Origin of the sequence: Providencia hangzhouensis (assembly GCF_029193595.2) — a bacterium.
GTDB lineage: Bacteria > Pseudomonadota > Gammaproteobacteria > Enterobacterales > Enterobacteriaceae > Providencia > Providencia hangzhouensis.
Map to the genome: position 1 here is coordinate 656724 of NZ_CP135052.1, position 22658 is coordinate 679381.

The following is a 22658-nucleotide window of genomic DNA, read 5'->3' on the forward strand; positions in this document are numbered from 1 at the left end:
ATTGTTTATCGCTTAAACAATGTGAGAGTCTCTCAAAATTTCAGACCTGAAATTTTCGGTCACAAACTCGAGCGGCATGCGCGAGCAGTGTGAAATTCAAGGCGGACAGCGCACAGCAAGCGCAGCGTACTTAGGTACGTGAGCATTGCGAGCACTGCCCAACGAAGAAGTTCACCACGCACAGCCATGACAGTAATGTGAACGTTGAAACAATTTCGGGTTGTGAGGTTAAGCGACTAAGCGTACACGGTGGATGCCTAGGCAATCAGAGGCGATGAAGGACGTGCTAATCTGCGATAAGCGTCGGTAAGGTGATATGAACCGTTACAACCGACGATTTCCGAATGGGGAAACCCAGTGCAATTCGTTGCACTATCGTTTGATGAATACATAGTCAAACGAAGCGAACCGGGGGAACTGAAACATCTCAGTACCCCGAGGAAAAGAAATCAACCGAGATTCCCCTAGTAGCGGCGAGCGAACGGGGAGCAGCCCAGAGTCTTAATCAGCATTAGCATCAGGAGAACGGTCTGGAAAGTCCGGCAGTAAAGGGTGATAGCCCCGTATCCGAAGGTGTTAGTGTTGTGAACTCGACGAGTAGGGCGGGACACGTGTTATCCTGTCTGAATATGGGGGGACCATCCTCCAAGGCTAAATACTCCTGATTGACCGATAGTGAACCAGTACCGTGAGGGAAAGGCGAAAAGAACCCCGGCGAGGGGAGTGAAATAGAACCTGAAACCGTGTACGTACAAGCAGTGGGAGCACCTTTAGGGTGTGACTGCGTACCTTTTGTATAATGGGTCAGCGACTTATATTCTGTAGCAAGGTTAACCGTATAGGGGAGCCGTAGGGAAACCGAGTCTTAACTGGGCGAATAAGTTGCAGGGTATAGACCCGAAACCCGGTGATCTAGCCATGGGCAGGTTGAAGGTTGGGTAACACTAACTGGAGGACCGAACCGACTAATGTTGAAAAATTAGCGGATGACTTGTGGCTGGGGGTGAAAGGCCAATCAAACCGGGAGATAGCTGGTTCTCCCCGAAAGCTATTTAGGTAGCGCCTCGTGAACTCATCTTCGGGGGTAGAGCACTGTTTCGACTAGGGGGTCATCCCGACTTACCAACTCGATGCAAACTACGAATACCGAAGAATGTTATCACGGGAGACACACGGCGGGTGCTAACGTTCGTCGTGAAGAGGGAAACAACCCAGACCGCCAGCTAAGGTCCCAAAGTCATAGTTAAGTGGGAAACGAAGTGGGAAGGCTCAGACAGCCAGGATGTTGGCTTAGAAGCAGCCATCATTTAAAGAAAGCGTAATAGCTCACTGGTCGAGTCGGCCTGCGCGGAAGATGTAACGGGGCTAAACTATGCACCGAAGCTGCGGCAGCGATATTTAGATATTGTTGGGTAGGGGAGCGTTCTGTAAGCCTGTGAAGGTGTGCTGTGAGGCATGCTGGAGGTATCAGAAGTGCGAATGCTGACATAAGTAACGATAATGCGGGTGAAAAACCCGCACGCCGGAAGACCAAGGGTTCCTGTCCAACGTTAATCGGGGCAGGGTGAGTCGACCCCTAAGGCGAGGCAGAAATGCGTAGTCGATGGGAAACGGGTTAATATTCCCGTACTGGTGATAATTGCGATGGGGGGACGGAGAAGGCTAGGCTATCCGGGCGACGGTTGTCCCGGTTTAAGGATGTAGGCAGGTGAATTAGGCAAATCCGGTTCACTATATGCTGAGGTCCGACGACGAGTCACTACGGTGATGAAGTAGCTCATGCCCCGCTTCCAGGAAAAGCCTCTAAGCTCTAGATTATCATTAATCGTACCCCAAACCGACACAGGTGGTCAGGTAGAGAATACTCAGGCGCTTGAGAGAACTCGGGTGAAGGAACTAGGCAAAATGGTGCCGTAACTTCGGGAGAAGGCACGCTGGCATTAGGTGAAGTGATTTACTCATGGAGCTGAAGCCAGTCGCAGATACCAGCTGGCTGCAACTGTTTATTAAAAACACAGCACTGTGCAAACACGAAAGTGGACGTATACGGTGTGACGCCTGCCCGGTGCTGGAAGGTTAATTGATGGGGTTATCCGTAAGGAGAAGCTCTTGATCGAAGCCCCAGTAAACGGCGGCCGTAACTATAACGGTCCTAAGGTAGCGAAATTCCTTGTCGGGTAAGTTCCGACCTGCACGAATGGCGTAATGATGGCCAGGCTGTCTCCACCCGAGACTCAGTGAAATTGAACTCGCTGTGAAGATGCAGTGTACCCGCGGCAAGACGGAAAGACCCCGTGAACCTTTACTATAGCTTGACACTGAACATTGAGCCTTGATGTGTAGGATAGGTGGGAGGCTTTGAAGCGTGGACGCCAGTCTGCGTGGAGCCAACCTTGAAATACCACCCTTTAATGTTTGATGTTCTAACGTTGCCCCATTATCTGGGGTGCGGACAGTGTCTGGTGGGTAGTTTGACTGGGGCGGTCTCCTCCCAAAGAGTAACGGAGGAGCACGAAGGTTGGCTAAGCATGGTCGGACATCATGCGGTTAGTGCAAAGGCATAAGCCAGCTTGACTGCGAGAGTGACGGCTCGAGCAGGTACGAAAGTAGGTCTTAGTGATCCGGTGGTTCTGAATGGAAGGGCCATCGCTCAACGGATAAAAGGTACTCCGGGGATAACAGGCTGATACCGCCCAAGAGTTCATATCGACGGCGGTGTTTGGCACCTCGATGTCGGCTCATCACATCCTGGGGCTGAAGTAGGTCCCAAGGGTACGGCTGTTCGCCGTTTAAAGTGGTACGCGAGCTGGGTTTAGAACGTCGTGAGACAGTTCGGTCCCTATCTGCCGTGGGCGTTGGAAGATTGAAAGGGGCTGCTCCTAGTACGAGAGGACCGGAGTGGACGCACCACTGGTGTTCGGGTTGTCATGCCAATGGCATTGCCCGGTAGCTAAGTGCGGAAGAGATAACCGCTGAAAGCATCTAAGCGGGAAACTTGCCTTGAGATGAGTCTTCCCTGACTCTTTAAGGGTCCTAAAGGAACGTTTAAGACTAAGACGTTGATAGGTTGGGTGTGTAAGCGTAGCGATACGTTGAGCTAACCAATACTAATGAACCGTGAGGCTTAACCTGACAACACCGAAGGTGTTTTAGAGAGATAGAGTTGTTTTCGAGAAGTGAGAAGCCGAAAGGTGAAGGACACGCAGCTTGTTTGAGATTGAGGTTCTGGTTTAGTGAAGAAAAAACTAAACGGGAACAAAACAGAATTTGTCTGGCGGCAATAGCGCGGTGGTCCCACCTGACCCCATGCCGAACTCAGCAGTGAAACGCCGTAGCGCCGATGGTAGTGTGGGGTCTCCCCATGTGAGAGTAGGGAACTGCCAGACATTAAATTAGTGAGAAAGCCACCCATAGGGTGGCTTTTTTGCGTTTGGAGAAAAAAAGAAAAACAGTGGATGTTGAGGTTAGGTGGGGTGCCTAAGTTTTAGTTCCTCAGTTCCTCAGTTTCTTAGCTCCTTAATGTTTTAATCCCTAATTTTAATCCTCTCTTCATCTCTTTTAGCTACTTTTAGGGCTCTCTCTATCTATCACCATCATTAATGAGAGTGCGTGATGCAAAGTAGTGAGTAACAACTCACAGATTGTTTAGGGTAGCGGAATTTTAATAAAATCAAATAAATATTGTGGGTTGGGTGTTTACCCATCATGGTGATGAATGACATAGCTTGAATCAAAGAAGTCAGTAACAACTCACCTCTCTTTTGACCGGGACGAGGTGGGTAGGAGGAAAAACTCAATTCCTTGTATTTAAATGATGGATGCGATTAATAAACATAAAGAAGTCAGTAACAACTCACTTGTTGAAGGAGACGGTGGCTGTTGGTGAAGGTGGGATAACAGGGGCTAGGAGAAGTAATGGAGGGGAGCGGTTGTATTGGTGCGCTGAATGGATATTGTGAATACAAAGTAGTGAGTAACAGCTCACAGATTGTTTAGGGTAGCGGAATTTTAAGAATATCACGAGAGTACTGTGGATTGGGTGTTTCCCCATCACGGTGATGAATGATACCGCTTGAGCCAAAGTAGTCAGTAACAACTCACTTGTTGAAAGGGCGGTGGCTGTTGGCGATGGTGGGATGACAGGGGTAGGAGAAGTAATGGGGGGGAGCAGTTGTATTGGTGTGCTGAATGGATATTGTGAATGCAAAGTAGTGAGTAACAGCTCACTAGTTATGGGAGTTGGACGTTTAAATACATAGTATTGTATACCATAGAATAGCTAACTTATTGCTAATGTATTGAAATGGGGAATGTATTTAGCAGATATAAAGTAGTGAGTAACAACTCATTTGGTATGGTAATTAAACGATATCTGGTAGTAGAATCAAAAAATATAGTGAGCAAGGTTGTAGTGAATTTTATATGATTACTTATTATATAAATAGGATAATATAAGGGAAGTTTACTGATAAATAGAATGTATTTGATAAGTTAAAGTTAAGGATAATATTTATTATTGAGGGTGGTGAAATATTAAATATTAACAAATTTATCATGCTTCTACCCTGAAATTAAACTAGTGCTATTATTAATTAATGATATTAAGAATAATTAATTAAATTATTTTTCCTCTATAATGTATTTTTATAATATTTCTAGGTTTAGATAAGTATTTTTATAATTAAAATGCAAGATTAGAAAATTAAGTTATAAATAAAAATATGATAAAACATATTTATTTGAAATCTAATAAAGGAAATTCTTCCAATATTTTTTTAAACCACGGTGTGAAAACTTCAGGATTAAGAAGGATCTCTTGTTTTAATTGAGTAAGATTTACCCACCTTATAGATGAGACTTCTTCTCTATTTGGTTGGATATCCTTGTTATAATGTCCAATAAAGATATGGTCATACTCATGTTCAATTAATCCTCCCTGAACATCAGCTTTATAAATTAAGGAACCTATATGCGTTAATGGAGTGACAAAGCCTAGCTCCTCTTGAAGTCTACGTTCAGCGGCTTTCTGAGTATCTTCATTAGGTTTAGGATGACTACAGCAAGAATTTGCCCATTGCCCAGCTGAATGATATTTATGAAGAGCTCGTTGCTGAATTAGTAGCTCATTTTGCTCATTAAAAATAAATACTGAAAATGCTCGGTGAAGATGACCGAGTTGATGCGCCAATAATTTAGGCATAACACCAATAGGTTCATCATGTTCATTTACTAAAATTAATTCATCTTCCATTTATATTATTTTCCTTCATAAAAATGATTTCAGTAGTTTAGTATAATTAAAAATATAAGTTTGCATATTAGAGCTATTTACTAATGAATATAATTATTTTTTACTCGCAGCTATCATAAGGTTATATAGCTGCGAGTATAAAATTATTTTTGTTGTAAAACCCAAACTGCAGCTTCGACCCTTGATTTTAAATTGAGTTTTTTAAGTAAATGTTTAACATGTACTTTTACTGTGCTTTCTGCAATATCTAGTTTACGAGCTATCATTTTATTTGATAAACCCTGAGAGATCAGTTCTAAAATATCGGCTTCTCTTGGTGTCAATGAAGCAATATTATTGTCATCCTGTGTGGTGTTATCTCTTAGTGATTCAGCAAGTACAGATGCTAATGTTGGGCTGACAACTAACTTACCGCTTGCTGCTTCTTTAAGGGCTACGATAAGCTCTTCAGGCTCCATATCTTTTAGTAAATAACCATCGGCACCTCTTTTTAGTGCATTGACTAAATCATCACTATAGTTAGAAACGGTAAAAAGAATAATTCTACCTGACAACTCTCGCTTCCTGAGTTCATCGAGAGTTTCAAAACCATTCATACCTGGCATGTTGAGATCCAGTAAGATAAGGTCAGGATCTTGCTCTTCAGCGATTTGGATACCTGTTTTACCATCTCCCGCCTCACCGATAACTTGTAATGAAGGTTCCAAACTAATCAATTGTTTGACTCCATTTCTTAGCATCGGATGATCATCAATAAGTAGAATGGTTGATTTTTCGTTCACTATATTTGTATTTTCCATAGATGATTTTTCCGGTATGTTAAGCGTCAGATAAAGGGAAGGTAACTTTTACCTCTGTTCCACCTTGAGGCCTAGGTGTAATACAACAGTTGCCATTAAGGCTTAATGCTCTTTCTCTCATAATAATAAGCCCATAATGATTAAGTTTATCAGTATTTGACGTGATCCCTGTACCATCGTCAGTAATTGTAATAGTCACAATACCATCATACTGGTTTAATGAAACCTCAGCCCATTTTGCATTAGCATGTTTTAAAATATTGGTTAATGCTTCTCGGACTATTTGTATAATATGAATAGATTGATGCGGTGAAATACTTTTTGCGGGTAGGTCGTAATTTAAGTCTATTTTATACCCCATACGTTCGCTAAATTCATTAATGGTACTTTCTAATGAGGGAAGCAGACCTGGTTCCGTTAGTTTAAGCCTAAATGTGGTTAATAGCTCTCTCAATTGACTATATGCGGTATTAATCTCGCTACGCATTTCCGTTAACAACTGTTGTGGCTTTTCTGGTAATGGATCAGGTTGTAATTGCAGGTAACTAATTTGCATCTTCAAGCAAGATAGAGACTGGGCGATAGAGTCATGAAGTTCTCTGGCAATAGCAGAACGTTCATCCATGATAAGCAACTGTTGCTGTTGTTCTATTTGGTGTTCCATTGCTAACATGCCAGAAATTTGTTTTGCTAAAACAGAAACGAGATTGTTTTGTTCATCTGAAAGTATTTGATTATCTTCAATCTCACCAATAATAATGCCATAACGATGCATATTGTCTGATAAATCCCATTGCAAGCTAAGAGGTTTCTCGGTTGTGACTTGTTGTTTTAGTTGCTTTGTATTTGCTTCAGATAATCCGGTTGAATGGCAGCATATTTCATGAAAATATGCTTCATTGCTTTCTTCATACAACCGTAAACTCAGATTTTTGAGTATGGTAATGTTTTCTAGTTCAATAAGAACTTTTTGTAATCGCAAGTAGAGGGGATCCGAGGAATGAAGGATTTGGTTTGATTGATATAAATAAGATAACACCTTATTTTTTGTGATTAAGTCTGCAGTTTTTTCTGCGACTCTTTCTTCAAGCTGATGATAACTTAGCGCTAATTCATCTGACATCTGGTTCAGAGTTTCTCCTAGCGCATTTAATTCATCTTGCCTATTATTTTTAGGGTAGCGTTGGCTAAAATCTTTTCGTCCAATTGCATTGACCATTGATAATAATTTAACCCATGGGTAATAAATTTTTCTTCTCAGGTGCCAGATAGTTCCCATCAGTAATAAGAATACTAAACTGATAAAAATCAGTTGTGTCATGGCAACATAAGCAATCTTTCTTTCCGTTTTCTCATCGATGTTATGAACTAATTCATCTAGTTTACTTACAAATGATATAACTTCGTATCTTGCATCGTTAGGTGCATTTGCTTCCATTAATGAGGGTTTTAAGATATGTAACCAATAATTGTAGAGTTCATCAAATTGAGGCGTTAAATTTTCGATCTTTACAACTTGAGTCAGCTCTGGGCTGATGAGGTCAGATTCTAATGCATCGAGATAACGCTGATTCTGGGTATTTAAAGGGACTAGAGAAAGCAATCTGTAGCTCTGCATTCGTAGTGAACCAGATTTATTTATTGCATGAGCGTTACCCTGCACACTTAAAATCATTCGATTGGAAATCGTCATCCCAATAATTCCTAAGATCGCAATAAGTAGCATAAGGCCGATCACTTGGTTAATAATTGAAAATCGACGATACAGTGTGGGCATGTGTCACTTCCTTAAAGAGTAGCGCTAGCGAACTTAAAATGCATATTTCTCGTATTGTTCATAAAGGGTCGAATATTAAATATACTACTTTGGTAGTAATTTTCTGGATCTATAACGATATAGATAATAAAAAATAAAATTTTTCTTTAAGTTTTATGCTTTTATTTATTGATATATAAGATTAAATTTGGTTTGACTGGAAATAGGTTTACGTATTATAGCGTAAATTAAAGATGAGTTTCTTTTGATTTAGATCAGTTTAAATATCGAAGTAAATCAATATGTAAAATAATATACATCGAAAGTGTCTTTGATAATCATATCAATGATAGAAAGAGAGGCAGCCCTAATTGATAGAGCTACCCTTTTGTTTTAAGCTTTTTTTAATTTTTTGAATAGTGAGATTATCGCAACAAGGATTAGACCTGTTACTAGCCCAAAAAATAAATTAATTATAGTCGGTAAGATAAACTGCATAGTACTGCCAATGATGGGCGTTAAGGTTGCTGTAAAAGATATTTCGGTGATCCATTCTGAAATATAGCTGATACCGTGGGTTAGAATACCACCACCGACCATAAACATCGCGGCAGTTCCTACAACAGATAATGTTTTCATCAGATAAGGAGTGACATAAATTAATGAATTACCACATTTTTTTAATAAAGAAGAGGTTTTCTTCTGTAAATAAAAACCTAAGTCATCTAATTTGACAATCCCTGCAACTAAGCCATATACACCGATAGTCATTACGATAGCAATGATAGAGAGTACGGCCACTTGGTTGATAAAAGTGGTAGTGGAAACAATACCTAGTGTGATGGCAATAATTTCGGCTGATAAAACAAAATCAGTACGTATAGCCCCTTTGATTTTTTTACTTTCAAATTCCTTAAGTTGTTCTTCTGATAACTGTAATTGATTTTGGGAAACAGTATCTTTTACGTTAGAATGCAAGAGCTTATGAGTTATTTTTTCTGCGCCTTCAAAACAAAGGTAGGCTCCACCAATCATAAGTAGTGGTGTGATAGCCCAAGGAAGAAAGGCACTGATTAATAACGCTAAAGGAACAAGTATTAATTTATTAATAAATGACCCTTTAGCAACGGACCAAACAACAGGAATCTCTCTATCTGCACGAACACCTGTGACTTGCTGGGCGTTTAGCGCGAGGTCATCACCTAAAACCCCAGAGGTTTTTTTGGCAGCCATTTTCGTCATGACGGAAACATCGTCTAGTACAGCGGCAATATCATCAAGTAATGTGAGTAAGCTACTTCCAGCCACAAGGGTATCCTCAATATTTTTTAAGGTGTCATTAATGTTTATTAGGTCAGTTAATGGATAATTAGTTCACTACAACATAAACCATATGTACAAATAAGATAATTCCACTGCAACTGATAAGTCTGAATTTTGAATTATTAAATTTTTATGACAGTGGAACCAATATGGTTTTTTCTTTTCTAACTTATTAATTTTAGTAAAGTAACATATTGCTATCTGCTATTTTACTTTATATTCGGTTTAATTATTTAGTTTATAAATAAATTTTAATAGATAGGTATAGGGTTAATACATGTCTTCTCAGCCAGTTTTGAGTATTGTCGTTGCTGTATATAATGGTGAAAAATTTTTACCTCAGTTTTTTGATAGCTTAATTGCGCAAAAGCTAGAAAATTGGGAGCTGATCGTTGTAAATGACGGCTCTAAAGATAAAAGTGAAGATATCATTAAGTCTTATGCAGATAAATTTGTACATTTGAAAGTGCTTTATCAAGAAAACCAAGGTGTCTCAGTTGCTCGTAATACGGGGATGGCTGAGGCTACGGGAAAATACATTACATTTCCTGATATTGATGATGAAATTAGCCCACAAATGTACGGACGTTTATTAGAAATCGCATTATCAAATGACCTCGATGTTGCAACTTGTAATGGGACTTATGTTTATACTAATGGCGATGCTCCAAAGGCAATTTTCCCACCGAATAAAGTCCCGTCAACTGGGGTGATTTCAGGCCCTGAGTGGCTTGAAATTGGCTTAAGTTCACGCAAGTTTTTGCATGTAACTTGGCTGAATTTATATCGTTTAGACATGTTGCGCCAACACAAATTTTTCTTTGAGCCCAAATTACATCACCAAGACATTCCTTGGACAACAGAAGTGTTGCTCGTGGCGAAGCGCGTGCAATTTATTAATGAACAATATTATCGATATTTAATCCATAACCAATCTGTTTCACACTCATTGAGTGGTGATGAGCGCTCAGTCCGTAAGATAAAAACCTATTTGAAGATTATTGATATGCTGTTAAATATTTACCAGCGTTATCCTGAACAAGTTAAGCAAGCCCCTGCTTGTTTATGGCAGGTAGGAAAGGAAGGCTTAGGGGTGATTCAAGCGCTATTAGCTATCAAATCACCAGATGTACAGAAGGAAATGGTACAACTATTTTTTGATAAGGGTTATTGGCAAATTGTGTGGGCGCATGCAACTACAGTAAAATTAAAATGGCGATTAATTAGACGTTACACAAAACTAAAAGAAATTATCAAATCATAATTTACTGAAAAGGTAGCTATTTTTATAGGCTACCTTTTTTGTTTCTATTTTGCTAATTGCTTTAGAGAAGCAATAAACATATCCCATAACTTTGGGTTATCTAACTTTGTAGCGACTTGTGTGTGGCAATCTGCTTTAGCGGGGTGGCGAAAGTCAGTCACCGTCATACCCGTTGTTAAAGCACCTTGCAGTTCGATATCAATCGGAGCTTTAATCGTTTCCATTATGGATGGGTCGATAACATAAGCAACAGCACATAGGTCGTGGACAGGGGCATGGTTAGTATAGCCATTACGTCTGCGGTAACCTGCAGTGTAGTAATTTAGGGATTCAACAACAAAATCACTTACAGGTGTGTTTAACGCTGCAATTGTTTCCATTATTTGGTCGTCTGGCCTTGCTTGATGTGTAAGATCTAACCCAATCATAGTGATAGGCCAAGTTTCATTAAACACAATATGAGCAGCCTCAGGGTCTATAAGGATATTGAATTCAGCGACTGCAGTTCGATTGCCTGTATGGTAGCCTCCTCCCATTAAAACAACTTCTTTTACTAATTCTACAATTTCAGGTGCTTTTCTCACTGCCAAAGCAATATTTGTTAGCCCCCCAATAGGAACGAGAGTAATTGTTTTAGGCGGATGTGATTTGAGTGTATCAATAATTAGGTCAACAGCATGGCGCTGATCAATAGGGAGCTTGGGGTCGGGGAGATGAGTACCGTCAAGGCCTGTTGTACCATGAACTTCTGGCGCAGTCTGTATTGTTCTCACTAGTGGCCTAGAGCAACCTGCAGCGATAGGGATATCATTTGCACTAACGAATTCCATAATTGCGCGTGCGTTATGAGTGACTTTATCTAACGTTTGGTTTCCGACGACTGTAGTTACCGCAAGTAACTCTATATTTGAATTGCCTAATGCTAAGAAAATTGCCATTGCATCATCGTGGCCGGGGTCACAATCGATAATAATTTTATTGTTAGACATTATTTCTCCATTTATTAGGTTATTTACGTTTAATTGACATAATATATGGATATATTTATTTTTATGTGATGTAAGTTCTATTTTTGTGAATACTAATGTAATGAAATTATTCATTAGGGTTACTAATGGAGAGTGATGTGATTAACATATTAATAACAATCGTGTTGAGTTTATAAAGATAATGTGTTCTTTATGTAGTTTTAAGCAATATAAATGAAACCGCCCAGATGGTTTTATTAACGACTTAATGATTGAGGAGGCAGAATGGAGAACTATCTAGAAAGATTACCTGATGTTATTGATTCTGTTGCAACTAATCAGTTTTATCCTAATTTATTATCATGGTTGTCTTCACTTATTGCATTCGATAATGCGATTGTTTACTCCTTTGAAAAAGGAGCTCCACCTCGATTTCTTTCCAAAGTAGAGCGCCGTAATAGCGACAGTATTAACAGAATCTATCAACGAGGTGCGTATTTAATGGACCCATTCTACCAAGAAATCCAAAAAGGCGGGGCTTCTAAAGTATTAACACTAAAAGAACTCGCACCTAAAGGATTTTATCATACGGACTATTATCTCAATTTTTATCGTAAAACAGGGTGGTGCGATGAGGCAGGGTTGCTGTTAGATATTTCAACTAATAGGCAGTTAGGTATTTTTTTTGGTAATGAAGATAGGCCTTTTTTCTCGGAAAAATATACGCAAGCGCCACTTAAAGATGCCTTCGATATCATTCGTAGCATGGTCAAACTTCATAAAGATGTTTCTCCTTCTTCGGTGTCGAATCACTACCAAAATACAGACATGCAAACACGATTTGGGTTAACACCGAGAGAGTGTGAAGTTGTCGAATTAATCTTAGCGGGCAAAGGTTCACCACAAATTGCACAGGCACTTTTCATTAGTTTAGGGACAGTGAAAAATCACCGTAAGAATATCTATCAAAAATTAAGTATTAATTCACAGGTTGAATTATTTAACTTATTAATGAATAGGTTAAGCTAAGTATAATGTGTTTTTATATTTATTTTAACCTAATGATTTAAAAGTGTTTTATGGCTGTTATCTTTTTTATTGCTGCGTTATTTTTTTGTTTTTATCTAGATGATCTTAATAAACTAAAATTCAATTAATAATCATCATTATTAATATGGTAATGGTTGTATAACTAATTGTTTATAATATTATATTTTTTGATTTTATAAATTTTATTATTATTTAAATATTCTACTTGCATCACAATTGTTAACTTTATGTTTCGAATGTCCCTAAAGGGATATGTAATTGTTAATGTAAGGTTAAGATAATCAGGTTATCGAAAGATACTAAACAGGGTATCCATAATGAATAACCAAGTAGAATCATTAACTTATTATGCTGCGACTAAGAAATATGACTTACGTTTTCCTACATTAAAGGAAGATCTTGATGTTGACGTCGTGATTATTGGTGGCGGCTTTTCTGGGATCCATACCGCACTTGAGTTGTGTGAGAAAGGGGTTACCAATATCGCTATTTTGGAAGGACGGCATCTTGGCTACGGTGGCTCAGGGCGTAATGGCGGCCAAGTGATGGCGGGTATTGGTCATGACATCGATGCAATTAAAAAATATGTCGGGCCAGAGGGTTTAGAAACAATTTTTAAACTCAGTAATATGGGCGCAGGGATCATGCGTGATCGCATCGCTAAATATGATATTGATGCAGACTTTTGCCGTGGTTATGCATACTTAGGAAGCAATAAGCGCCAAGAAAAGACCTTGCGTAGTTGGCTAAAAGATTTCAAGTCTGTCGATCCTGAGGAAGAAATTGAGTTTTACAGTGGCTCAGAACTAAAACAGATTATTGGTTCTGATGCTTATACCTGTGGTATCAAACACATGGGCGGTGGGCATGTACATTCATTGAACTTATTGTTAGGTGAAGCGAAAGCGGTTAGTGAAATATATGGCGCTAAAATATTTGAGAATAGCCAAGTATTAAATGTTGAGTATGGTAATACCATCAAGGTTAGAACTGCGATGGGAACGGTCAAAGCACAAAAAATGCTGTGGGCTTGTGATTCATTTTTAAATGGCCTTGAGCCGACGATCTACCCTAAGACCATTAATACTTATGCATATCAATTAATGACGGAAGAGCTGCCTGATGAATTGATCGAGCAAATTAGCCCAATCCGTGGAGCTTATAGTGATATTCGTCCAGTTATTGATTACTACCGAGTGACGAATGAAAATCGCCTATTATTCGGCAGTTCAACGCATTTTCTTGAATACATTCCATCTGACCTTAAAGCATGGAATCGTAACCTAATGCTAAAAGTCTTTCCCTATCTCAAAGATGTCAAAATTGAATTAGCTTGGGGTGGACCAATGGCATGTAGTGCAAATTTATTTCCACAAATTGGCTCATTACCACAACATAAAAATGTGTTTTATGCGCAGGGCTATTCAGGTTTTGGTGTTACGCCTAGCCAGATTGTGTGCAAAGTCCTGGCTGAAGGGATGGTAGAAGGTTCTCATCGTTATGACTTAATGAGTTCTATCCCGCACGCCAATATTATTGGTAAAGATAGCATGCGTAATGTGATTGTTTCACTGGCAAAAATAATGCATCAAACATCCGGTTATTGGCAAGGTCGCCGTTAATTCGTTATCCGCCTAACTAGTTTATTTAAATCGATTAAAGGTAAAAAATTATGATTAGTCCATTACTGTTAAACAAACCACTGCCAGAACTATTAAATATTGGTAGCGTGACAAATTTAGGTTCTGTGGTTGTTGAAGGCGACCCTCAAGCGAGTGTTGCGATGATCCACGGTGAACCAACGGATAATCTAACCTGTGGTATTTTTGCTTGCACTAAAGGTAAGTTCAAGATGGTGTATCCATTTGATGAAATGGCGACAGTCCATGAAGGTTCGGTGAAGTTAACGGATGTGAAAACTGGTGTGACGGTTGAATACCATAAAGGCGATACATGGTTTGCTGCGAAAGGTACTGAAGTTTTATGGGAAATTGATACACCACGCTTCGTAAAACATTACCTAGCTTGTGTAAATGCCTAATTAGTTTCTATTGAGTGGAGTTATAACAATGAGTGAGTTAACCCTATTACCAGAAGTCAGCGAGTTCTTGAAGCGTCAACACGGCCATTTTATCAACGGGTTACCGGTTTCTGGCAAGGGCGATACTTTTTTTGATGTTGTTAACCCTGCCACTGAACAGGTTATTGCTAAAGTAAAAGAAGGGACTTTAGCCGAAGTTGATGCCGCAATGGATGCGGCTCATACCGCATTTAAAGGGGTTTGGGCAAATACCACACCAATGGAAAGAGGGAATTGCTTAAACCGCCTTGCTGATCTACTTGAAAAACACCTTGAAGAATTAGCCCAGCTAGAGACGTTATGTTCAGGTAAAACCATTCAATTATCTCGTTTTCTTGAAGTGGGCTCATCTGCCCAGTTCTTGCGTTATTTTGCCGGTTGGGCGACAAAAATCAGTGGAGAGACATTGAATGTCTCATTGCCTTCTTTTAATGGTGAGAAATATTCTGCATTTACTCAGCGTGAACCCGTTGGCGTTGTCGCCGGTATCATTCCTTGGAATTTTTCGATCATGATTTCCATTTGGAAATTAGCTGCCGCTTTAACATGCGGTTGCACGATTGTGTTGAAACCAAGTGAATTTACCCCGCTAACTATGCTAAGGGTGGTGGAATTAGCAAAAGAGGCAGGGGTACCTGACGGTGTAATTAATATCGTGAATGGTGGTGGTCGTGAAGTTGGGCCTGCACTGATTCATCATTCACTTTGTTCTAAAGTGACATTTACGGGTTCAGTACCAACAGGTCTGGCGGTAGGGCGCTCAGCGATGGAAGGTAAATTAACCCGAGTCACACTTGAACTTGGTGGGAAAAACGGCGCTGCATTCTTAGCTGACCTACCGGTTGAAAAAATTGTTAATGGGATTATTGAAGCGGGATATCTAAATCAAGGACAAATTTGTGCGGCTGCTGAGCGGTTCTATATTCCCTCTAAATTGATGGATGAAGTACTAGCAGAACTAAAAACGCGTTTGTCTGCGATGAAAGTGGGTTCTCCATTAGATGAAACAACCGAAATGGGGCCGTTGGCAAATAAAGCGCATTATGAAAAAATCTTAGGTCTATTTGAAAAAGCTCGCCAAGATGGCAGTGAAATTATTTATGGTGGTCAGCCCATTGCAGGTGCTGGGTATTTTGTGCCTCCAACCATTATTCGTGCTAATAGCCCAAATGATGTATTGATGAAAGAGGAAACATTTGGGCCAATAGGGACTTTCTTAAGCTACGATGATGAAGAAGAACTTATTGAGATGATGAATAGCACTCCATTTGGTTTAGCTGCGAGTTTATGGACAAATGATCTCAGTAAAGCGATGCGTATGATTTCGCGCATTGAAGCGGGAACCGTATGGGTGAATATGCATACCTTCCTTGACCCAGCAGTCCCATTTGGTGGTGTTAAGTCATCGGGTATTGGCCGTGAATTTGGTAGCGCCTTTATTGAGTATTACACAGAGTTAAAATCTGTCATGGTGCGTTATTAGTGTTCGATTTATATTTAATTAATCAACATTTCCCGGCCATCGTGCCGGTTTTTTTTGTATTTCAATACAGGAAAAGTAAAAGCGTGAGTTATGAAGAAGGTGGATAATGATTAATTGTCGAGAAAGCGATGAAAATAGATGCCGTAGGTGGTCGTTAAACAAATTAGAGCTTTTCTTGGCGAATGATAAACCCTGATGATACAAGCTCGGTTCGGTTCGTCACATTCGCTTTAGTGAAGATATTGCGTAAGTGGGTTTTCACTGTTGATAGTGAAACTCCCAATAATAATGCAATTCGCTTATTACTTGCGCCTTCCCGTACTAAATGGATGATTTCTTGTTCTTTAGGGGTATAAGACACTAGCGAGTCGGGTAACACATCGAATGTCATTAGTTCAGCGACAGGCAAGATAGCATTTAATCGCATGATTTCTTGCTGGCTAAATGGGCTGTCTCGCAGCACCGAAATCCCCGCAATAATTTTATTTTTACGGCGAATAAATATTTCTGCCATATCAGCCATGTTATTTGGCTGCATAAAATCATGGAAAAAAGCCTGATTTTGCTGGCGTATTTCAGAATCCATTCTCACTAAGCGTAAGTCATCACTGCGAAAATGGTCAGGGTGCAAAGGGTCTAATTGGTGAAAATAAGTGAGATATTCTTCGTGCATTTTTGCTGAGATCCCATGAAGAACGTAGTTATCTGGCTGGCAATGATCATTCACGAGGTAATACACCAATGCGGAAACCGGAATAATATGAGCAATGGTATTTAGGCAGCAATCAATTAATGTTTGTTGATGAGGCTCGAATAATGGTGAAGTCATCATATTCCCTTGCGTATTAATCGAATTATTATCATGCCTCTTAATGAAGTTAACATAAAATAAACATATTAATAACGTGAAGTTGATTACAGTATTTAAAACTGATGAAAACCCCATAAATATTGATTTGGTGCTTTTTGGTATCTTTAGGGAGTTATTTATTAATATATTAATGAGTGATTTATTTGCTACATATTGATATTACTTTGATTATTTTTTTTGCCCTTCAAAATATGGGTACTTTTCGCGAGTTGCATTTTATTTCCCCTCTCTCTAGGTATCGTTCTTTAGGACGATAGCAGCCTGTTTAGGCTTATTTCTATAGTGGATATGTAGTTACTTTGTTTTTACAAAAAATTCACATTCATGACTGGGTAGAGAGTGAGAGGGATGTAAAATGAATTTATCCTCAAAATTGTCGACACATTTAGAAAAAGGGAAAGTTGGCTTTCCGACCACATTGGCGAGTTCTGCCGGCTTGATTATGGCTAGCCCCGTTATTTTAACCGTTACGAGTGGATTCGGTATTGGTGGTGATACATTCGCCCTAGCGGTGTTATTCAGCTTCATTATGATGCAAGCTCAGCTAACCACATTTTCGGAGGCTGCGGCTATTCTACCAACTTCAGGGTCGGTATATGACTATATATCGTGTGGAATGGGGCGTTTTTGGGCGATAACTGGCGCACTTTCGGCTTATTTGATTGTGCATGTGTTTGCAGGAACTGCCGAAACGATCCTTTCAGGAATTATGGCGCTCGTTAACTTTGAGCATCTCAATACTGTCCTAGAGACCAGTAATTCATCTTGGATGGTCGGCGTGGGATTAGTTGTCACGTTTGGGATTTTAAATGCATTTGGTATTGAGGCCTTTGGTAAGGTCGAGGTTGTACTGACATTCGCCATGTGGTCTACGTTAGTGATTTTTAGTGTGAGCGGTTTGATGTTGCCGTTTCATGTCGATATGGACGGCTGGTTCGGTCAGCCACTTAATACGGATCCAACGCTCATCCTTAGTTTTGTGGGGATGGCAATGTTTATGTTTGTTGGTTGTGAACTTGTTACTCCAATGGCGCCTGAAATTAAAAATTCTGCCAAGGTGATCCCTCGCGCGATGACCACGGGTTTATTCTGCGTCGCACTCTGTATGGTGTTATTCGGTGCAGCTCTAGCGAACCAAGTGGAAAATGTGGTCGTTGACCCGCAAACAGGCACACGCTTACTTGAAACACCGATGGCAATCCCTGCATTCGCTGAAATTGTCATGGGCGAGTTTGGGAAGTATTGGATAGGTGTCGCATTATTATTGGCTGGTGGAGCAACCATTAATACGTTAATGGCAGCGGTACCTCGTATTCTTTATGGAATGGCGCTTGATGGGGCATTACCACGCATTTTTGCTTATTTACACCCGCGTTTCAAAACCCCGGTATTCGGTATTTTAGTCGCCGTGATGATCCCATGTTTGCATGCTTTTGCTATTCAAGGTGACCTTGACCGTATTATTCCATTGGTACTGGCGGCGGTGTGTTCTTGGGGGACGGCTTACTTGTTGGTAACGATTTCAGTGGTGTTATTGCGCATTCGTCGACCTGACTTACATCGTGCCTATCGTTCGCCTTTTTTCCCTATACCGCAAATTATTTCGAGTGTCGGAATTATTTTAGCTATTGTGTATATCACTCCTCCTGGCATGAATAAGTCGGATGTCTATATTCCCTTTGCCATTATGTTAGGTTTAACAGCAGGATATGCATTAATTTGGACTGTTTTCGTACAGAAAGTTAACCCATTTAAACCTGTAGATGTTGAATCCGTTTTATCGAATTCCTTTGCTGATGAAGAAATGGAAGGAGGCCAACTTGAGCCATTACGTAACCTCGCCTAAACCATCTTTGTGGGAAAGAATCGGTAAGCTCACTCAGCAACGTTTGCCTGCCGGATATCAAACAGGATTGACACTTAACCGTGTTGAAAAGGACATGGCGCCTTATACATGTGAGTGGGGAGCACCCGGAGTGCTCCTTGTACAGCCTCAGCCTGAGCTAACCATTGAGGTAACTGAGCGACCAAGAAAATTGTTTCTCGCTTTTATCGTATATAGCCGCTTTGCGGTATCTGGCCAGTGTACTAATGATATCAATGCAACAATTGAAGTAAAAACCCGTGGGAGTATAAAGAAAAAACATATCCATTTCGTATCGAAACAAATGGATGGTCATAAAGTTATCGAGTGGTTGAATGAATACCCCGTTATTCGGCAAACATTAGAAGAGCTGGAATTTAATCATTGCAAGATAGAGTTTAGCAGTGGCCGTTGGCGTTGTGAAATAGAGCCTTATACGGCATCAGAAATGGTGAGCCGCATCCCAGCGACTCGTCGTTATTTGAGATTAATACAAAAACAACGTTATTATTTATTGAGTGCGCTGCAGTTAATTAACCAACTGATGGAAAAACGTGCTGTGAGCCATTGAGTTTAAAAGAGTTTTTTGATAGTAATAATTATTATCAATTGACTTGCTGGAATTTGATGTGAAATCTTTGCCTCTTTTAGGTTGTATGTTGTTGTCATCTGCTGCAATGGCAACGCATTCTGACTGCATACGTTTATCTGAGCTTTCCTTTGCTGAAGGGGTGCATGATAGCGAAGGTCATAGTTGCTTATCTTTTGAAGTATCACAGCAAGATTTTATAAAACAACGTGGTGAAGGTCTTTCCAAGGTCCTGTTATTGGATTCCAATAAGCAGCCAGTGCGTGCATTGCAAGAGTATGGTTCAGTACAAGAGCCCCATAGCGCGGATTATGTAGTATCAGAAAATGGGGTTTATTATCTAGTGTTGAATGGTGAGCCGGGTAAACCTTGGCAATTAAAGTTTGACATCAGCCAGTACCAGCCTTTAGCCATTAAAAAAGATAATGAACCTATTAGCCCGATGCTACAAAGTTTGCTTGATGAACATTATCAAAATGGTGATACAAGCGCATTTTGGCAAGCTGTCGCCGCGCAAGGAACCCCTCTGGTTGAAGCGTTTTCAAATCGACAAAAACGCGTGACATTTCTTTGGCGTGGCGCGAAAGCAAATGCCTATATTCTAGGGGCGCCGTCAGGTAATCACGAAAGAATGGCCCACTTGGCGGGAACGGATATTTGGTATCGTTCTTTTATCATTCCTAATGATACGTTATCACAATATAAAATTGCACCGGATATACCTTCTGTGCCTGAGGGCGGCTTTGCTCAACGTAAAGCGATTTTAGTCACAGCGCAGTCTGATCCTTATAATTCTCATGTTATTCCTTCGCAACGCGTAGATAAATATAACCGTTTTTCGTTGTTATCATTGGTACCGAACATACGCCAATGTCACTTCCCTGATGTAGAAAACAGGCAGATTAAAGGCCGTTTAGAGACATTTACGTTGACGAGCCAGGTATTAAAAAACGAAAGAAAAATAACGGTTTATCAGCCTAATATACCAATGGAAGCTCCGGCGCTATTGGTGTTATTAGATGGACAAATTTACCTGAAAGACTATCAGATGGAGAAATTTTTTGATAAGTGGATAAATCAGGGGAATTTTCCTGCTATGAATATTGTATTTGTGGATAGCATCAATTCAGCGCGTCGTGGTGATGAGCTTCCTCCTAATGATGCCTTTCCTAAGTTGCTGGCGGATGAACTTATGCCCCAACTCGCGGAAATGGGAATTCAAGCACCTGCAAGCCATACGATTATTGCGGGTTCCAGTTATGGAGGGCTTGGGGCGACATGGAATGCGTTACAGCATCCTGAAATTTTCGGTAATGTCATTAGCATGTCAGGATCTTATTGGTGGGCTCCGAAGGATAAAGACCCTGAATGGTTGATTCGTGAAATCGAAATGATGCCAACACAACCGATCCGTTTTTTCCTTGAGGCTGGCCTTTTTGAACAACGTGGTAGTTGGGGGGGAATTATTCAAAACCACTACCGGTTATTCGATGTTCTAAAACATAAAGGTTATCAAGTTGATGCCATTGAACTCCCTAGCGGGCACGACTACGTTTCTTGGTGTGAAACGCTTTATGAGGGAACAAACCAACTTGCGTCACAATGGTAAATAGCCCTAACGCTCATTCACAAAAAGCAGCTTATATTTAGCTGCTTTTTTACATTTATGACTAACGTCTTCATTTCGCCATAAAAGCGTCATTCAACTGTCATCTGGCTCCTTTAGCATGCCTTTCATTATTTGAAATATACATCTTCTCTTTTCATTATTGATTGGCAAGGAAACAGTTATGACTGGTAATTTTATGAAATCCCTTTTAGCTGTCACGGTAAGTACTTTAATTTTGGGGAGTACAGTCCCTGCCTACGCGGCTGATAAAAATGATGCGGTGTCAGAAAATCGTGCAGCGCAAGGTGATATCACCAAATTTGGTGGTGCGCGTCGTTTAGCGACAGAGCAAACTGATATCATGAAAGCCGCACTTCACAATGGCCAAGCCAAAAATGTGATTTTATTTATTGGTGATGGTATGGGTGACTCTGAGATTACTGTTGCTCGTAACTATGCAGAAGGCGCTTCAGGGTTCTTTAAAGGTATTGATGCCCTGCCAATCACTGGCCAATATACCCATTATGCGTTAGATAAAAAAACACAAAAACCCGACTATGTAACTGACTCTGCGGCGTCTGCCACCGCGTGGTCTTCCGGTGTGAAAACCTACAATGGTGCATTAGGGATTGATGTATTTGGTAATGACCATGAAACATTAATTGAGATAGCTAAACGTAATGGTAAAGCGACGGGTAACGTCACAACTTCCGAGATTCAAGATGCAACGCCTGCTGCGCAATTTTCGCATGTGAGTGCGCGTAAATGTTATGGCCCTGAGGAAACAACAGAAAAATGTGCGGCTAACGCGCTAGAAAATGGCGGTCGTGGTTCAATTTCAGAACAACTGTTGGTAACTCGTCCTGATGTCACGCTTGGTGGTGGCGCTAAGAGCTTCAAACAAGAAGCAAAGGCGGGTGACTACAAAGGTAAAACGTTGGAGCAACAGGCGATTGAGCGTGGGTATAATATTGTGCGTGATGCTAAGTCATTAGACAGCATCAAAGTTGCAAATCAAGATAAACCCGTTCTGGGCTTATTCCATGATGGTAACATGACCGTTGCATGGGAAGGCCCGAAAGCGGTTCACTACGGTAATATCAACAATGCGCCATTGGAATGTAAACCGAATGCGAAGTTAGACCCTAATGCACCAACATTGGCTCAAATGACGAAAAAAGCGATTGAGCTGTTAGAAGTCAATCCAAATGGTTTCTTTTTGCAGGTTGAAAGTGCCTCTATCGATAAGCAAGACCATAAAGCAAACCCATGTGGCCAAATTGGTGAAACTGTTGCTCTCGACCAAGCTGTACAAGTCGGCTTAGATTTCGCTAAAAAACATGGTGATACATTAGTTATCGTGACTGCTGACCATTCACATTCAAGCCAAATTATTCCAGAAGGAACAAAATCAACGGGCTTAACGCAAGCGTTGATTACTAAAGACGGCTCTGTGATGGTGGTAAATTACGGTAACTCTGAAGAAGATGATTCTCAAGAGCACACCGGTGCTCAGTTACGTGTGGCGGCTTATGGCCCACATGCGGCAAATGTAATGGGTCTAACTGACCAAACTGATTTGTTCTTTACCATGCGCGATGCAATGGGATTGAAGCAATAAACCAACCCTGTAGTGAAAATTCTCCGCAATAGGATGTTGCGGGGGATTTTTTTATTTTCTAGTATATTTTCTTCTTATTTTTCAACCGTTCCTCAATAAACTTACTAAATATTTGCACTTCTTTTTTTA

At 40.4% G+C, this 22658-nt stretch carries 15 protein-coding genes and 2 rRNA genes; 11 read left to right on the forward strand and 6 right to left on the reverse strand.

The genetic code is table 11. The features are described from left to right. Positions 1-226 precede the first annotated feature (226 nt). Together PZ638_RS02805 and rrf are read left to right on the forward strand one after the other, a co-directional pair. Positions 227-3132 (forward strand): 23S ribosomal RNA (locus PZ638_RS02805). A gap of 138 nt (positions 3133-3270) precedes the next feature. Beyond that, positions 3271-3386 (forward strand): 5S ribosomal RNA (rrf, locus tag PZ638_RS02810). Between the two features lie 1349 nt (positions 3387-4735). Here rrf and idi read toward each other — a convergent pair. The 4 genes from idi to PZ638_RS02830 all read right to left on the reverse strand — a co-directional run bounded on the left by idi (position 4736) and on the right by PZ638_RS02830 (position 9115). After that, positions 4736-5251, reverse strand: coding sequence for an isopentenyl-diphosphate Delta-isomerase (gene idi, locus PZ638_RS02815; RefSeq protein ID WP_094962709.1), 516 nt, complete (start codon positions 5249-5251; stop codon positions 4736-4738). Between the two features lie 143 nt (positions 5252-5394). After that, entirely contained in the window at positions 5395-6051 is a 657-nt protein-coding gene (narL, locus tag PZ638_RS02820; protein ID WP_004905790.1) for a two-component system response regulator NarL, read from the reverse strand. A 19-nt stretch (positions 6052-6070) separates the two neighbouring features. Continuing rightward, positions 6071-7828, reverse strand: a complete 1758-nt coding sequence (narX, locus tag PZ638_RS02825; protein WP_036958572.1) for a nitrate/nitrite two-component system sensor histidine kinase NarX — start codon at positions 7826-7828, stop codon at positions 6071-6073. 372 nt (positions 7829-8200) lie between these two features. Continuing rightward, positions 8201-9115 carry a DUF808 domain-containing protein gene (locus PZ638_RS02830; protein ID WP_094962710.1) on the reverse strand — a complete coding sequence of 305 codons (915 nt, stop codon included), beginning with the start codon at positions 9113-9115 and terminating at the stop codon, positions 8201-8203. A 292-nt stretch (positions 9116-9407) separates the two neighbouring features. Here PZ638_RS02830 and PZ638_RS02835 point away from each other — a divergent pair, with 292 nt between their 5' ends. Then, entirely contained in the window at positions 9408-10394 is a 987-nt protein-coding gene (locus tag PZ638_RS02835) for a glycosyltransferase (protein ID WP_096865187.1), read from the forward strand. A 44-nt stretch (positions 10395-10438) separates the two neighbouring features. On the opposite strand, the gene uriH is transcribed toward PZ638_RS02835, so the two are convergent. Continuing rightward, a complete protein-coding gene (uriH, locus tag PZ638_RS02840) occupies positions 10439-11383 on the reverse strand; it encodes a uridine-preferring nucleoside hydrolase UriH (protein WP_094962712.1) in 945 nt (314 codons plus the stop codon). Between the two features lie 264 nt (positions 11384-11647). On the opposite strand from uriH, the gene PZ638_RS02845 reads away from it, so the two are divergent. The 4 genes from PZ638_RS02845 (at position 11648) to PZ638_RS02860 (ending at position 15975) form a co-directional block, all read left to right on the forward strand. Beyond that, positions 11648-12391 (forward strand): helix-turn-helix transcriptional regulator, encoded by a 744-nt coding sequence (locus PZ638_RS02845; protein WP_004905785.1) that lies wholly within the window; start codon positions 11648-11650, stop codon positions 12389-12391. 338 nt (positions 12392-12729) lie between these two features. Further along, positions 12730-14034 (forward strand): NAD(P)/FAD-dependent oxidoreductase, encoded by a 1305-nt coding sequence (locus PZ638_RS02850; protein ID WP_112307778.1) that lies wholly within the window; start codon positions 12730-12732, stop codon positions 14032-14034. Positions 14035-14084: 50 nt separating this feature from the next. Then, a complete protein-coding gene (locus tag PZ638_RS02855; protein WP_096865186.1) occupies positions 14085-14453 on the forward strand; it encodes a cupin domain-containing protein in 369 nt (122 codons plus the stop codon). A 28-nt stretch (positions 14454-14481) separates the two neighbouring features. Then, the gene (locus PZ638_RS02860; RefSeq protein ID WP_144141070.1) at positions 14482-15975 is read left to right on the forward strand and encodes an aldehyde dehydrogenase family protein; all 1494 of its coding nucleotides are present in this window, start codon (positions 14482-14484) and stop codon (positions 15973-15975) included. 163 nt (positions 15976-16138) lie between these two features. On the opposite strand, the gene PZ638_RS02865 is transcribed toward PZ638_RS02860, so the two are convergent. Continuing rightward, complete coding sequence (locus tag PZ638_RS02865) at positions 16139-16804, reverse strand: helix-turn-helix transcriptional regulator (RefSeq protein WP_094962715.1); 666 nt, start codon at positions 16802-16804, stop codon at positions 16139-16141. A 397-nt stretch (positions 16805-17201) separates the two neighbouring features. Between PZ638_RS02865 and PZ638_RS02870 the strand changes: the two genes are divergently transcribed. The 4 genes from PZ638_RS02870 to phoA all read left to right on the forward strand — a co-directional run bounded on the left by PZ638_RS02870 (position 17202) and on the right by phoA (position 22529). Continuing rightward, positions 17202-18692, forward strand: a complete 1491-nt coding sequence (locus PZ638_RS02870) for an APC family permease (RefSeq protein WP_094962716.1) — start codon at positions 17202-17204, stop codon at positions 18690-18692. Continuing rightward, positions 18667-19281, forward strand: a complete 615-nt coding sequence (locus tag PZ638_RS02875) for a DUF3156 family protein (RefSeq protein ID WP_272525544.1) — start codon at positions 18667-18669, stop codon at positions 19279-19281. The genes PZ638_RS02870 and PZ638_RS02875 overlap by 26 nt, the downstream gene beginning before the upstream one ends. A gap of 58 nt (positions 19282-19339) precedes the next feature. After that, a complete protein-coding gene (locus tag PZ638_RS02880) occupies positions 19340-20908 on the forward strand; it encodes an alpha/beta hydrolase-fold protein (RefSeq protein ID WP_272674256.1) in 1569 nt (522 codons plus the stop codon). Between the two features lie 181 nt (positions 20909-21089). Beyond that, positions 21090-22529: an alkaline phosphatase gene (gene phoA, locus PZ638_RS02885; RefSeq protein ID WP_272674255.1), complete on the forward strand. Its 1440-nt coding sequence runs from the start codon at positions 21090-21092 to the stop codon at positions 22527-22529. Positions 22530-22658: the final 129 nt, after the last annotated feature.

Bases quoted from the DNA above. Each gene is read 5' to 3' on its own strand.
- idi (WP_094962709.1), bottom strand. From the start codon at position 5,251: ATGGAAGATGAATTAATTTTAGTAAATGAACATGATGAACCTATTGGT.
- narL (WP_004905790.1), bottom strand. From the start codon at position 6,051: ATGGAAAATACAAATATAGTGAACGAAAAATCAACCATTCTACTTATT.
- narX (WP_036958572.1), bottom strand. From the start codon at position 7,828: ATGCCCACACTGTATCGTCGATTTTCAATTATTAACCAAGTGATCGGC.
- PZ638_RS02835 (WP_096865187.1), top strand. From the start codon at position 9,408: ATGTCTTCTCAGCCAGTTTTGAGTATTGTCGTTGCTGTATATAATGGT.
- uriH (WP_094962712.1), bottom strand. From the start codon at position 11,383: ATGTCTAACAATAAAATTATTATCGATTGTGACCCCGGCCACGATGAT.
- PZ638_RS02845 (WP_004905785.1), top strand. From the start codon at position 11,648: ATGGAGAACTATCTAGAAAGATTACCTGATGTTATTGATTCTGTTGCA.
- PZ638_RS02850 (WP_112307778.1), top strand. From the start codon at position 12,730: ATGAATAACCAAGTAGAATCATTAACTTATTATGCTGCGACTAAGAAA.
- PZ638_RS02855 (WP_096865186.1), top strand. From the start codon at position 14,085: ATGATTAGTCCATTACTGTTAAACAAACCACTGCCAGAACTATTAAAT.
- PZ638_RS02860 (WP_144141070.1), top strand. From the start codon at position 14,482: ATGAGTGAGTTAACCCTATTACCAGAAGTCAGCGAGTTCTTGAAGCGT.
- PZ638_RS02865 (WP_094962715.1), bottom strand. From the start codon at position 16,804: ATGACTTCACCATTATTCGAGCCTCATCAACAAACATTAATTGATTGC.
- PZ638_RS02870 (WP_094962716.1), top strand. From the start codon at position 17,202: ATGAATTTATCCTCAAAATTGTCGACACATTTAGAAAAAGGGAAAGTT.
- phoA (WP_272674255.1), top strand. From the start codon at position 21,090: ATGACTGGTAATTTTATGAAATCCCTTTTAGCTGTCACGGTAAGTACT.